Here is a 13,117-nt window from a genome sequence, read left to right on the forward strand (position 1 = left end):
CCGGTGTGCGGCAGGCAGGGATCTTCACCCACCGCGCACGTTTTGTCATGGTCTGTGCGCCGTTTTCGGGCACACGTCGGCCCCGGGGGACCGAAGGAGTTGCGCCGACCCCGGAAAGGGGCCGGTGGAGGGGCCGGGCCGGCTAGGGCGCGGCGGCGGCGACGGGCACGCAGGCGCCGTCGGCCTCGGTGGCGGGCTGCTCGGCGCGGAGCTCCGCGATGGCGGCCTCGAAGTCTTCCAGTCCGTCGTACGCCTGGTAGACGCTGGCGAAGCGCAGGAACGCGACGACGTCGAGTTCCTTGAGCGGGCCGAGTATGGCGAGCCCGACGTCGTGGGTGGTGAGCTCGGCGTTGCCGGTGGCCCGCACGCACTCCTCGACCCGCTGGCCGAGCTGGGCGAGGGCGTCCTCGGTGACCGGGCGGCCCTGGCAGGCCTTGCGGACTCCGGAGATGACCTTCTCCCGGGAGAACGGCTCGGTGACGCCGCTGCGCTTGATGACCATCAGGGCTGCCGTCTCCACCGTGGTGAATCGGCGACCGCAGTCCGGGCACTGCCGGCGGCGGCGGATGCAGCTGCCGTCCTCGGTGGTCCGGCTGTCGACGACGCGGCTGTCGGAGTGCCGGCAGAAGGGGCAGTGCACCTGAGGATCCCTCCTTGGCAGGACGTGCGGACTTGGTCGAGTCTATGCGATCCCAGGGCCCTGCGAGCAACCCGATCTTGAGGCCTCGACCACAAGTACTGGGCCACGGAGAGGACTGTAGCCACTACATCTAGGTTTCGGAGCGAAGGAGGGGTGCTGGCGTGTCGCCGCGCGCGATACCCTCGGAGCCGATTTCCGATCGAACATTTAATCGATGTACAACAAAGCCTTGATCGAGTCAGCCAACTCCCGAATAATTCACTCGAACGTGTGTTTGGCGCAACCTTTCGATACGAGGTGCGTTGGGCTGGAAAAAGGAGAGGACAGCCGTCGAGAGGGGCAGCCGTGAACGCCGTCGAAAGCAACACCATCCCGGTGCAGGATCACTCCCAGCTCAAGGTGGGGCAGCGCACCACGAATCAGCAGAGCGTGGACATCAGCATGGACCGCAGCGAGGACCATCGCCCCCTGGGCCCGGGCATTTCCGGGGTCGGGCGTGTTCCGGACCAGCCCATCGAACACTCCCCCGCCCTGGACGACGCCCACCCGGCGCCGACCCGTTCCGCGCCGGGCCGCCCGCCCGGGATCCGGACCGACGAGGCCGGCCTCACCGAGCGCCAGCGCCGGGTGATCGAGGTCATCAGGGACTCCGTGCAGCGCCGGGGCTACCCGCCGTCCATGCGCGAGATCGGCCAGGCCGTCGGCCTGTCCAGCACCTCCTCGGTGGCCCATCAGCTGATGGCCCTGGAGCGCAAGGGCTTCCTGCGGCGGGACCCGCACCGCCCGCGCGCCTACGAGGTCCGCGGCGTCGAGGTGGCCCGGCCGAACACCGCCGAGACGGCGGGCCGCCCGTCCACCTCCTACGTGCCGCTGGTCGGCCGGATCGCCGCCGGTGGGCCGATCCTGGCCGAGCAGACCGTCGAGGACGTCTTCCCGCTGCCGCGGCAGCTGGTCGGCGAGGGCGAACTGTTCGCGCTCACCGTGCGCGGTGACTCGATGATCGAGGCGGCCATCTGCGACGGCGACTGGGTCACCGTCCGCCGCCAGCCGGTCGCCGAGAACGGCGACATCGTGGCCGCGATGATCGACGGCGAGGCCACCGTCAAGCGCCTCAAGCGCGAGGACGGCCGGATCTGGCTGATGCCGCACAACCCCGCGTACGAGCCGATCAACGGCGACAACGCGACCATCCTGGGCAAGGTCGTGGCCGTCCTCCGCCGACTCTGACCGCACCGGCTCCGCCGTACCGGAAGAAGCCGGAACCCCCCGGAACCAGCCGGACGGAGCCGGAAGCACCCGGCGTCCACGAGCCGCCGCCCCGCCCGGACCCACAGGAAGGGGCTCCCCGCACACCTCGCGTGGAGCCCCTCCGGCCTGTCCCGACCTGTCCCGGCCCGTCGGCCCGGATCAGCCCCGCTTCGGCACCGGCCGGACCGGCGCCGCCGATTCGTCGATCGCCGCCAACGAGCGGCGCACCTGGTTGCGGTCCGTGGTGTACCAGAACTCCGGCATCGAGGACCGAAAGAAGCCGCCGTACCGCTTGGTCTCCACCCGCGGGTCGAGCACCGCCACCACGCCCCGGTCCTCGGCCGCACGCACCAGCCGCCCCGCACCCTGCGCCATCAGCAACGCCGCATGGGTGGCCGCGACGGCCATGAAGCCGTTCCCGCCGCGCTGTTCGACGTCCTTCTGCCGGGCGCTCATCAGCGGGTCGTCCGGCCTCGGGAACGGGATCCGGTCCATCACCACCAGCTGGCAGGCCGAACCGGGCACGTCCACGCCCTGCCAGAGCGAGAGGGTGCCGAACAGGCAGGTGCTCGCGTCCGAGGCGAACTCACGGATCAACTCGCCCAGGGTGTCCTCGCCCTGGAGCAGGATCCGCTGGTCCAGCCGCTCCCGCATCGCCTCGGCGGCCGTCTGCGCCCCCCGCATCGACGAGAACAGCCCCAGCGTCCGCCCGCCGGCCGCACCGATCAGATCGGCCAACTCGTCCAGCATGTCCGGCCGTTCGGGATCGCGCCCGGGATCGGCCAGGTGCCTGGCGACATAGAGGATGCCCTGCTTGGAGTACTTGAACGGCGAGCCGACATCGATCCCCCGCCAGTGCGGCACCGGCTCGTCGCCCATGCCCTCGCCCGCCGCCTCCGGGTTGTCGCCGGGCGTGCGGACGTCCGGCAGCCGGGCGTCGGACGGCAGGCCCACCGAGGCGGCCACGCCGGTGAAGTCCCCGCCGAGCTTGAGGGTGGCCGAGGTGAGCACCACCGCGCGCTCCTTGTACAGGCCCTCCCGCAGCAGCCCGGAGACGCTCAGCGGGGCGACCCGCAGCGAGGCGGTGCCCAGCCCGTAGCGGTCGCTGCGCTCGATCCAGACCACGTCGTACTCGGAGTCCTGGAGCAGCCGGTCGGCGGTCTCGTGCAGGGACTCCGCGGCGGCCATCGCCTGCTTGCGCACGGCGTCCTCGTCGCTGAGCCCCTTGTCCCTGGTCTCGCCGAGCGAGGTGATCACCTGCCGGGAGGCGTCCCGGATCGCCGTCACGGCGTAGGCGAGGTACTCGGGCAGCTCCTCCACCCGGCCGGGCTGGGCGGTCTCCATCAGGCCGTGGTAGTTCTCGGCGGCGGCCTGCAGCGCGTCCACGGCCTTCTCGTTGGCGAGCCGGGCGGCCCGCTTGACCGTCCGGTTCACCGCGCCGACGGTCAGCTCGGCGGTGGCCGCCCCGGTGACCCGGTTGACCAGCTCGTGCGCCTCGTCGATGATCAGCAGCCCGTGCTCGGGCAGCACCGGAGCACCCTCGATCGCGTCGATCGCGAGCATCGCGTGGTTGGTGACGACGACGTCGGCGAGCTTGGCCCGCTCCCGGGCCTTCTCCGCGAAGCACTCCTGGCCGTACGCGCAGCGGGTCGCGCCCAGGCACTCCTTGGAGGTGACCGCGAGCTGGGCCCAGGCCCGGTCGGAGACGCCGGGGGTCATGTCGTCCCGGTCGCCGGTCTCCGTCTCGTCCGCCCAGTCGCGCAGCCGGAGCACCTCCTTGCCGAGCTTGCCGGCCGGCCCGCCCAGCGCCTCGACCGGGTCGAACAGGCCCTCGCCCTCGTCGCTCGGGGTGCCCTCGTTGGCCCGGTGCAGGCACAGGTAGTTGGACCGGCCCTTGAGCATCGCGAACAGCGGACGGCGCCGCAGCACCGGGTGCAGCGCCTCCACGGTGCGCGGAAGGTCCCGCTCGACCAGCTGGCGCTGGAGCGCCAGGGTCGCGGTGGCGACCACCACGCGGTCCCCGTGGGCGAGCGCCGGCACCAGGTAGGCGAGGGACTTGCCGGTACCGGTGCCGGCCTGCACCAAGAGGTGCTCGCCGTGGTCGACGGCGTCCGCGACGGCCTCGGCCATCCGGAGCTGTCCGGGGCGCTCGACGCCGCCGACGGAGGCCACCGCGGCGTGCAGCAGCTCGGGGACACGGGCGCGGGGGACGGCCTCCGCCGGGGCGTCCGCGACGCTCCCGGCCTCGTCGGCGTCCTCGGCGGGGAGCTGGGATTCGGAGTCGTTCGTCATGACCCACCCAGCCTACGGGGCAGGGGTGACAATCCGGTCCCGTCGGCGGGGCACCCGGCCCGTACCGTCCGCGGCGAGCGGGTTGGGCACGGTGCCGTGCCGGGCCGCGTGCGGCCGGTGCGGGCGGTCGCCGTAGCCGTCCAGCAGCAGCCGGTTGCGGTTCAGGCAGAGCCGGTCGATCCGGGGCCGGAACAGGTCGAACAGCGCGAACCGTTCGGCCAGTTCCGGGAAGCGCCCCTGGTAGCGGTGGATCTCGGCGCGCAGCAGCGCCCAGAACTCCGCCTCGGCGAGGCCGGTCCCGGCCTCCAGCAGCGGTGCCAGATAGCGGTACACGCCGATGAACAGCCCGGAGTGCAGGAACTGGCACAGGCCCTGCGGGTCCTCGCGCAGCAGCACCGCGTCCACCTCGGCGGGCAGGTCGCGCAGTTCCGGCAGGTCCTGGTCGCTGAGGTTGACGTCGTCGACGAAGTCCTTGACCGCCAGCCGGACCGGCACGTCCCGCTCGTCGAAGACCAGGACGGCGTTCTCGCCGTGCGGGGAGAACACCAGCCCGTAGCGGTAGAGGAAGTGCAGCAGCGGCGGCAGCATCGCGGCGAACAGCCGGCCGGTCCACTCGGCGGGGGCGAGCCCGGAGCGGGCGACCAGTTCGGCGGCCAGCGGCCGTCCGTCGCGTCCGGTCTGGAGCAGGGCGGCCAGGGTGCGGCCGCGCTCGCCGGGCGCCAGGGCCGGGCCGAGCGGCTCCCGCCAGATCGCGCCGAGCAGCTCCTTGTACTGGTAGGGGGCCTCGGGCAGGTCGCGGTAGACCGGGTGGTCGACGGTGACCGAGGCGATCTCGCCGAGCAGCACCACCCGGCACTCCTCGCGCAGGAAGGGGTCGGCGTCGCGCAGCCCGTGGATCCAGGCGGTGACGGCGGGCGCGGCGAGGGTGCGTTCGGTGGGCAGGCCGCGCCAGACCAGGGTGTTGAGGACGGCCAGCGGCAGTTTGACGGTGCAGCGCTCGGGGTGGCTCTCGTTGAAGAACGAGCGGATCGACTGCTGGGGCAGCCGCAGGTCGCCGTCGGTGCCGAGCGGCACGATCTCGCCGGAGGCGATCCACGGGGCGAACAGCGGCACCACGGTCTCGTCCCACTGCCACGGGTGCACCGGCAGCAGCAGGTAGTCGTCGGCGGCGGCGCCGAGCGGGGCACGGAGCGCGGCCGGGTCGTCGAGCTCCCGGCGGTACAGCAGCTCGGCGTCGGCGAGGCCGGCCACGCCCCGGTACTCGGCGAGCCGGCGGTGCACCGCGATCCAGGGCAGCGGGCGCGGGGTGCGGGCCTCGGGGGCCCAGCGCGCGGCGTCGGCGGCGGAGAAGCCGATCCGGCCCTTGTTGGGGACGATCCACGGGTGGCCGCCCTGCCGGCCCTCCAGCTCGGTGTGGCCGAGGTCGGCGAGTTCGGCGGCGGTCAGGCCGGTGGCCAGCAGGTGGGCGTCGGCGATCAGGGTCGCGGTGAGCTCGCGCAGCAGGTGGCCGGTGGTGTCGCCGCGCAGCCCGAGGACGTGCCGGGCGTGGACCAGGAAGCGCAGCGGGTCGAGGCCCGCCGGGTCGTCGCAGTGGACGGATCCGGGGTCGACGAGCCAGCTCCCGTAGGCGCCGCGCCGGGCGGTGAAGCCGTACTCGGCCCCGGGCAGGGCGAGCGTCCAGCCGTCCGGTTCCCCGGTCCCGGTCGGGGCGAGGAGTTCCTCGTAGGCGAACTCGCCGAGCATCTTGGCGAGCAGCGCGCGGCCGGCCCGCTGCCAATGGCCGGCGGTGAGCTGCGGCGGCAGGTACAGCGGCGGTTCAGCGGCCGGCGGTTGCGGCACGGGTCGGCTCCTGGGGTCGGGGGAGGCTGGAAGCGGGAAGGGAGGAGGCGGGGGCGGCCTCGGCGGCCGGACGGGCCCCCGCGGTCGTCGGGGCGGGCGGCGCGGAGGCCGGGGCGGGCGGCGCGGGCGGCGCGAAGCCGGTCCAGGCGGTGCGCCGGGGCAGCCGGTGGACGGTCCGCCCGGTGACGGCGTTGAGGATCACCGCGGCCCGGTGGGCGCCGAGCCCCAGGTCGGGAGTGCCCACCCCGTGGGTGTGCAGCTCGCCGTTCTGCACGTACAGCCCGCCGGTGACCTCCGGTCGGGTGGCCACCCGGTGGTCGAGGTCGACCCGGTAGCGGCCGGCCGGGTCGCGGTCGATCAGGTGGGCGAGCGGTTCCAGGGCGGCCGGTCCGGCCGCCCGGTAACCGGTGGCGAGCACCACGGCGTCGGTGCGCACCAGGTGCGCGGTACCGGAGTCGGTGTGCCGGCAGTCGAGTTCGAGCCCGCCGCAGGGGCCGGGCCGCGCCTCGGTGACCTCGGTGCCGGGCGTGATCTCGACCGGCGCCGCGCCGACCGGCCGGCCGACGGTGCGTTCGTACAGCTGGTCGTGGATCTCGGCGAGGGTCTCGGCGGAGGCGGCCTTGTGGAGCTGCCACTGGGCCTCGACCAGGTGGTCGCGGACGGCTCCGGGCAGGCCGTGGAAGTACCGGGTGTAGTCGGGGGTGAAGTGCTCCAGGCCGAGTTTGGAGTACTCCATCGGCGCGAGCGCCCGGGTGCGGGTGAGCCAGCGCAGTCGCACGCCGTCACCGTCGTGGCGGCGCAGCAGGTCGAGGAAGATCTCGGCGCCGGACTGCCCGCTGCCGACCACGGTGACGTCCCGGGCACCGGCCAGTCCGTCGCGCCGGTCGAGGTAGTCGGCGGAGTGGAAGACGCCCGGGTGGCCGTCGAGCGCGGCGAAGGCCGCGGGGCGGACGGGCAGGGTGCCGACGCCGAGCACGACGTTGCGCGCCTCGACGGTGTGCTCCCGGCCGGTGGCGGGTTCGCGCAGCTCGGCGCGGTAGCGGTCGCCGGTCCAGTGCAGGGCGGTGACCTCGGTGCCGAAGCGGCAGTTGGCGAGCCGTTCGGCGGCCCAGCGGCAGTAGTGGTCGTACTCGCGGCGGGTGAGCTGGAAGCGCTCGGTGAAGTAGAACGGGAACAGCCGCTCCTCCTCCCGCAGGTGGTTGAGGAAGGACCAGGGGCTGGTCGGGTCGACCAGGGACACCAGGTCGGCGAGGAACGGCACCTGCATCCGCGCGCCGTCGACGAGCATCCCGGGGTGCCAGCGGAACTCCGGGCGCCGGTCGCAGAAGAGGGTGCGCAGCCCGGGGACGGGCTCGGCGAGCGCGGCGAGCGAGAGGTTGAAGGGGCCGATGCCGATGCCGAGCAGGTCGTACGGTCCGGACGGGGAAGCTGGGGTGTCCATGAGTCGGGTGCTGTCCTAGGCGGGGTGCGGGGTGCGGTCGCGGATCATCAGGGCGGCCCGCTTGTCGGGCAGGTCGAGTTCGGCGGCGAGCCGGAAGCCGGCCCGCCGGAAGGCGCGGACGGAACGCCGGTTGCGGACGTCCGGCTCGGCGACCACCCGTTCGCAGCGCGGGCGCTCGCGCAGCACCCGGTCGGCCAGGGCCGCGAGCAGGGCGGTGCCGAGGCCCCGGCCGCGGCTGGCGGCGGGCCCGAGCAGCAGGTGCAGTCCGGCGTCGTGCGGCCGGGCCGGGTAGTGCGCGGCGAGCGGGTCGAGGTCGGCGCGGTAGACCTCCCAGTAGCTCATCGGGGTGTCGTCGAGCAGTCCTAGGCAGGGCAGGCTGCTGCCGTCGCCGTCGAGCTGGCGGCGCAGGTGCCGTTCGGTCACGGCGGACGGGCCGGCGAGTTCCCAGAACGCGGCCACGTCGGGGTCGTTCATCCAGCGGGTGAGCAGGCCGAGGTCGGCGGGGAGCCGGACCCGGCGGAGCCGGAACTCCCCGGCGACGGTGGTCATCGCGCCCCATCCGGCGGGATCGTCCGCCGCGCGGCCGGTGCCGGCCGTCCCGGCCGCCGGCCCGCTCACGCGCCCGCCACCGGGTTGGGCAGCTCGATGTAGACGGACTGGGTGGCGACCGGCCCCACCAGCTCGTCCAGGCCCTGGATCCGGGTGAGCAGATTGGCCTTGCAGGGCAGCGTCGGGGCGTCGAGCAGCAGGCCCGGGAGCACGGAGCCGGTGGCCCGGGCGGCGGGCCCGGTCAGGAAGCTCCGGAGTGCGGCCAGCAGCACGGCCTCGTCGGCGAGGCGCTGCGAGCCGAGGGCGCCGACCAGGCCGAGGACGTGGTTGATGCCCAGGTAGTAGGCGAAGTGGTGGTCGATCACCGGGTCGTCGAGGAAGGTGTCGCTGCGCGCGCCGAGGCCGGGCAGCCGGGCGGTGAGCCGGTCGGTGGCGCTCCGCCGGTAGTAGTAGCCCTGGTTGTCGCGGTAGCGGCCGCCGTTGGGCCAGCCGTCGGCGTCGAGCAGGACGAGGCTGTTCTGCTGGTGCGCCTCCAGCGCGATGCCGGCCTGTCCGTCCAGCCAGAGCACGGGCAGGACGACGGCGTCCAGGTAGCGCAGGAACCATTCGGCCGCCACGGTGGGCAGCGGCCGTCCGGTCCGGGCGGCGAGCGTCCGGAGCAGGTCGCCGAGCCGGGACGGGACGCGCCCGGCCTCCTCGCCGGTCCCCGCCGGGTGGGGCCGCTCGGCGACCAGACCGGCCACGCAGTGGGCGCGGTCGCCGGGGGCGAAGGGCTGGGCGCGCAGCACGGTGTCGAAGCCGCCGGGGTCGCCGAGACCGGGGTGGTCGACGCCGATCCAGGCGGGGTCGCGGACGATGTCGAAGCCGGGGTGGGCGGCCCGCCACTCGGCGCCGAGGCCGCTCTCCAGCAGCCGGTGCATCTCCAGGCCCCGGTGGAGCTCCTTGCGGAGGTTCTCCCGGCGGGAGTTGGTGATCCGCAGGCCGAGCGAGAGCTTCAGCATCCAGGGGGTGCCGGGCCGGTAGACGGTGCGCACCGAGGAGGTCGGGTACCAGGCGGCGCCGGACGGGCCGAGGTCGTGCAGCCGGCCCTCGGCGAGCAGGGCGGCGACGGCCGGGCGGTGGGCCAGTTCGCGGGCCTGCCAGGGGTGCAGCGGCAGGGCGGCGGTGCCGGGCGGCAGCAGGGCGGGGTCGCCGAGCAGCTGGGCGGTGATCCGGTCGGCGCCCTCGGTGAGGGCGGAGCCGGCGGCGAGCAGTTCGCGGTCGACGGCGTACCAGTGCAATTGGAAGGAGCCGTGCAGTTCGGGCGAGTAGGCGGCGCTCTGGGCGGGGCCGAGGCCGTCGCGGCTCTTGGGGGTGGGGTGCAGCGGGTGGCCGAGCAGCAGGGACTGCTCGGTGGCGAGGAACGCGGAGCGCTCGGGTCCACCGGGCGCCGGGGCGGTGCCGGAGCGGTGGTGGGCGAGGATGTCGGCGGTGCGGACCACCGAGTCGGCGACCCGCGCGGCGAGGTCGGCGATCTGCCCGGGGTCGGGCCGGTCGGCGGCCGCGGCGGCGAGCAGGGCGGCGGCGGTGACGGCGTCCACCGGGGCCTCGTGGAGGTCCTCCGCCGCGCCGGCCCCGAGGGTGGCCGGGCCGAACCGGTGCCAGCCGGCCGGCGACCAGTGCCGGACGGGGGCGGAGAGCCGGGCGGCGCCGCCGAGGACGGCGATCCGCAGGTGTCCGTCCGGGCCGGGCGCGGCTCCGGTCTCGCGGGCCCAGCAGCGCAGCAGGGCCTCCACGCCGGCCTGTTCGGCGGCGACGGCGGGGTCCGGGTGGAGCAGCCGGTCGGACACCGCCGGGGCGGCGGCGGGAACGGTGCCGGCGGCGGTGGGAACGGTGCCGGCGGCGGTGGGAACGGTGCCGGCGGCGGCCGGGGCCGCGGGGCCTGGCCGGCCGGCCGGGGTGTCGGGTGGGGCTCCGGTGAGGGCGGTGCTCAATGCTGCTCCTTGGTGCGCGTGGAGTGCCGACGCGCGTGGGGTGGAGGAATCCGGCGGGCGCTCGCACCGTCGCGTCAGGTAAGGGTTACCTATCCCTGACGGTTGATCACAAGAGCGCTTCACTCGTCCGGGTGAAGACCGGTGAAGGTTCACCATTCGGCGGGGAGCGGGCCCCCAGTGCCAACGAGCCGACGGCCCCCGCGTCACAGATCGGTGACCACCCACCGGGAAGCGCAACCGGGGGCCGCCCGGCGCCGTCCTGGTGGCCAGTGGCAGACTCCAGGACGGCGGCCCGCCGCCCACACCGAACCACCAGGGGGACAGCACTCATGCCAGCGATCCACCGGTCCGCCGCGGCCGCCGTCCTCGCCGCGGGGACCCTGCTCGCCGTCACCGCCTGCGGCCCCGACGGGCCTTCGGGCGGCGGGGGAACCGCCGCCCCGCCGCCCTCGGCGGGCGCCTCCGCCTCCACCACCGCCGCGGGGGGCGGCAGTGGCGTGATCGGCGGCATCACCCTGCCCACCGGCATCCCGACCAGCCTGCTGGAGGGCCTGCCGAAGAGCTGGGACGACCTGACCCGGTGGAAGTTCGAGGACTGGGACAACTGGGCGTCCAAGCACGTCTTCAACAACCCGATCGTCAAGGACTTCTGGAACCCGGACAAGATGGGCGACTCCAAGCCGGCCGACCCGGCGCCGCCCACCGCCAAGCCCGCCGACGACGCCGGGGTCACCGACCCGGAGCCCGCGACGGTCAAGGCCGTGCCGGTGCCGCGTCCGTACACCAAGCAGCCGTCCGGGAAGGTCTTCTTCTCCGCCGAGGGCGGCCGGGGCAACTGCTCGGCCACCGTGGTCCAGGACCCGGCGCACCCGGGCAAGAGCAATCTGGTCTGGACGGCCGGCCACTGCGTCCACCCCGGCAAGGGCGGCAACTACTTCAAGGACCTGGTGTTCGTCCCCGCCTACAACAACTCGGGTGCCTCCAGCGGCGGCAAGAAGGCCCCGCTGACCGAACTGGCGCCGCTCGGCACCTGGTGGGCCAAGGACGTGGTGACCTCGCCGCAGTGGCTGGTCGAGGGCGGCGGTACCGGTGACGCGGCGAACCAGTACGACTTCGCGATCATGCGGGTGGGCAACCAGAACGACACCGGCAAGTCGCTGGAGGAGACCGTCGGCGGGGCCGTGCCGGTCTGGTTCGACGCCCCGCGCGACAAGGTCACCGCCACCGCCGTCGGCTACCCGCTGTACAAGCCGTTCGACGGCCAGGAGCTGTACAAGTGCGAGGGCGGGAAGCCGACCCGGCTCTCCTTCGACCCGAAGCGCCCGTCGATGCTCACCATCGGCTGCAACATGACCCAGGGCTCCAGCGGCGGCGGCTGGTTCGCGCCGATGCCGGACGGCAAGCTGGCGCTGGTCTCCAACACCTCGATCGGCACCCAGGACCACACCTCGCTGAGCGGGCCGTACCTGGAGACGGTCGCCAAGCAGGCGCTGGACTGGATCGCCAGGAAGAAGTAGCCCCGGCCCGGACACGCCGACGGCCCCGGCCCCCCTTCCGCGAGGAGGGGGGACCGGGGCCGTTCGCGTTCGCGCGGGCCGGATCAGCCCTGCGGCGTCAGCGCCACCGCGAAGGGCTCCAGCTCGGCAGCCAGCTCGGCCGGCACCTTGGCGTGCAGCAGGGTGCCCTCGCCCGTGTGCTCGGCACCGAGCAGCTCGCCCTCGGCGTGCACCCGGGACACCAGCGCGCCCTGGGTGTACGGGACGAGCGCGTGCACCTCGACCGCCGGCCGCGGCAGCTCGTCGTCGATGAGCGCGAGCAGCTCCTCGATGCCGACGCCGGTGCGGGCCGACACCACGATGGCGTGCGGCTCGCGGCGCAGCAGCCGCTGCAGCACCAGCGGGTCGGCCGCGTCGGCCTTGTTGATCACCACGATCTCCGGCACGTTCTGCGCGTCGACCGAGACGACCACCTCGCGGACAGCGGCCAGCTGCGTCTCCGGCTCGGGGTGCGAGCCGTCCACCACGTGCAGGATGAGGTCGGCGTCGGCGACCTCCTCCATGGTGGAGCGGAACGCCTCGACCAGGTGGTGCGGCAGGTGCCGGACGAAGCCGACGGTGTCGGCCAGGGTGTAGACCCGGCCGCTCGGCGTCTGCGCCCGGCGCACGGTCGGGTCGAGGGTGGCGAACAGCGAGTTCTCCACCAGCACGCCCGCGCCGGTGAGCCGGTTGAGCAGGGAGGACTTGCCGGCGTTGGTGTAACCGGCGATGGCCACGGACGGCACCTGGTGGCGCTTGCGCTCCTGGCGCTTGGTGTCGCGGCCCTTCTTCATGTCGGCGATCTCCTTGCGGAGCTTCGCCATCTTCTCCCGGATCCGGCGCCGGTCGGTCTCGATCTTGGTCTCACCCGGTCCGCGGGTGGCCATGCCGCCGCCGGACGAGCCGGAGCCACCACCGCCCATCTGCCGGGAGAGCGACTGGCCCCAGCCGCGCAGTCGCGGCAGCATGTACTGCATCTGCGCGAGCGAGACCTGCGCCTTGCCCTCGCGGGACTTGGCGTGCTGGGCGAAGATGTCCAGGATCAGGGCCGTCCGGTCGACGACCTTGACCTTGACCACGTCCTCCAGGTGGATCAGCTGGCCCGGGGTGAGCTCACCGTCGCAGACCACGGTGTCGGCGCCGCTGGCGGCGACGATGTCGCGCAGGTCCTTGGCCTTGCCGGAACCGATGTAGGTGGCCGCGTCGGGCTTGTCACGGCGCTGGATCACGCCGTCCAGCACCTCGGAGCCGGCCGTCTCGGCCAGTGCGGCGAGCTCGGCCATCGAGTTCTCCGCCTCCTCCAGGGTGCCGTCGGTCCAGACCCCGACGAGCACCACGCGCTCCAGGCGGAGCTGGCGGTACTCGACCTCGGTGACGTCCTCGAGCTCGGTGGAGAGGCCGGCGACACGGCGGAGCGCGGCGCGCTCGCTGCGGTCGTACTGGTCGCCGTCGTAGTGGTGGCCGTGGTCCTCGTCGATGGCCGCGAGGTCCTCGTCCATGAGGGCTTCCGCCCGCAGACCGTCGATGCGGCGCGCGGCGTCGGTCTGGTCGCGGGTGTCGAACGTGGAGGTCATTCTGTCCTTCGGCTGCTGGAACGGGT

Annotated in this window: 9 protein-coding genes; 2 read left to right on the plus strand and 7 right to left on the minus strand. The window is 73.9% G+C overall.

Annotated elements, in window-relative coordinates; all coding sequences use genetic code 11:
• Positions 1 to 142: 142 nt before the first annotated feature.
• Positions 143 to 640: a transcriptional regulator NrdR gene (gene nrdR / locus ACIPYS_RS25835; protein ID WP_030396649.1), complete on the minus strand. Its 498-nt coding sequence runs from the start codon at positions 638 to 640 to the stop codon at positions 143 to 145.
• A gap of 345 nt (positions 641 to 985) precedes the next feature.
• Between nrdR and lexA the strand changes: the two genes are divergently transcribed.
• Positions 986 to 1,867 (plus strand): transcriptional repressor LexA, encoded by an 882-nt coding sequence (gene lexA / locus ACIPYS_RS25840; protein ID WP_369826377.1) that lies wholly within the window; start codon positions 986 to 988, stop codon positions 1,865 to 1,867.
• 180 nt (positions 1,868 to 2,047) lie between these two features.
• On the opposite strand, the gene ACIPYS_RS25845 is transcribed toward lexA, so the two are convergent.
• The 5 genes from ACIPYS_RS25845 to ACIPYS_RS25865 are packed head-to-tail and all read right to left on the minus strand — an operon-like array spanning position 2,048 to position 10,138.
• Positions 2,048 to 4,180 carry an ATP-dependent DNA helicase gene (locus ACIPYS_RS25845; RefSeq protein WP_093860281.1) on the minus strand — a complete coding sequence of 711 codons (2,133 nt, stop codon included), beginning with the start codon at positions 4,178 to 4,180 and terminating at the stop codon, positions 2,048 to 2,050.
• A 12-nt stretch (positions 4,181 to 4,192) separates the two neighbouring features.
• Positions 4,193 to 6,019 (minus strand): IucA/IucC family protein, encoded by a 1,827-nt coding sequence (locus ACIPYS_RS25850; RefSeq protein WP_400750029.1) that lies wholly within the window; start codon positions 6,017 to 6,019, stop codon positions 4,193 to 4,195.
• Positions 5,997 to 7,460: a lysine N(6)-hydroxylase/L-ornithine N(5)-oxygenase family protein gene (locus ACIPYS_RS25855; protein WP_093860282.1), complete on the minus strand. Its 1,464-nt coding sequence runs from the start codon at positions 7,458 to 7,460 to the stop codon at positions 5,997 to 5,999. The genes ACIPYS_RS25850 and ACIPYS_RS25855 overlap by 23 nt, the downstream gene beginning before the upstream one ends.
• A 15-nt stretch (positions 7,461 to 7,475) precedes the next feature.
• Positions 7,476 to 8,078: a GNAT family N-acetyltransferase gene (locus tag ACIPYS_RS25860; RefSeq protein WP_231978560.1), complete on the minus strand. Its 603-nt coding sequence runs from the start codon at positions 8,076 to 8,078 to the stop codon at positions 7,476 to 7,478.
• Positions 8,075 to 10,138 carry an IucA/IucC family protein gene (locus ACIPYS_RS25865; RefSeq protein WP_400750034.1) on the minus strand — a complete coding sequence of 688 codons (2,064 nt, stop codon included), beginning with the start codon at positions 10,136 to 10,138 and terminating at the stop codon, positions 8,075 to 8,077. The genes ACIPYS_RS25860 and ACIPYS_RS25865 overlap by 4 nt, the downstream gene beginning before the upstream one ends.
• 173 nt (positions 10,139 to 10,311) lie before the next feature.
• Between ACIPYS_RS25865 and ACIPYS_RS25870 the strand changes: the two genes are divergently transcribed.
• Positions 10,312 to 11,499, plus strand: coding sequence for a serine protease (locus ACIPYS_RS25870; RefSeq protein ID WP_093860284.1), 1,188 nt, complete (start codon positions 10,312 to 10,314; stop codon positions 11,497 to 11,499).
• Positions 11,500 to 11,582: 83 nt separating this feature from the next.
• Here the strand turns inward: ACIPYS_RS25870 and hflX are convergent, their stop codons facing one another.
• Positions 11,583 to 13,091: a GTPase HflX gene (gene hflX / locus ACIPYS_RS25875; protein ID WP_093860285.1), complete on the minus strand. Its 1,509-nt coding sequence runs from the start codon at positions 13,089 to 13,091 to the stop codon at positions 11,583 to 11,585.
• Positions 13,092 to 13,117: the final 26 nt, after the last annotated feature.

The organism is Kitasatospora sp. NPDC089913 (assembly GCF_044748625.1).
Taxonomy (GTDB): Bacteria; Actinomycetota; Actinomycetes; order Streptomycetales; family Streptomycetaceae; genus Kitasatospora.

Coding starts and splice junctions, on each gene's coding strand:
- ACIPYS_RS25845 (WP_093860281.1), bottom strand. CDS start 4,180: ATGACGAACGACTCCGAATCCCAGCTCCCCGCCGAGGACGCCGACGAG.
- ACIPYS_RS25855 (WP_093860282.1), bottom strand. CDS start 7,460: ATGGACACCCCAGCTTCCCCGTCCGGACCGTACGACCTGCTCGGCATC.
- ACIPYS_RS25865 (WP_400750034.1), bottom strand. CDS start 10,138: ATGGTGAACCTTCACCGGTCTTCACCCGGACGAGTGAAGCGCTCTTGT.
- ACIPYS_RS25870 (WP_093860284.1), top strand. CDS start 10,312: ATGCCAGCGATCCACCGGTCCGCCGCGGCCGCCGTCCTCGCCGCGGGG.
- hflX (WP_093860285.1), bottom strand. CDS start 13,091: ATGACCTCCACGTTCGACACCCGCGACCAGACCGACGCCGCGCGCCGC.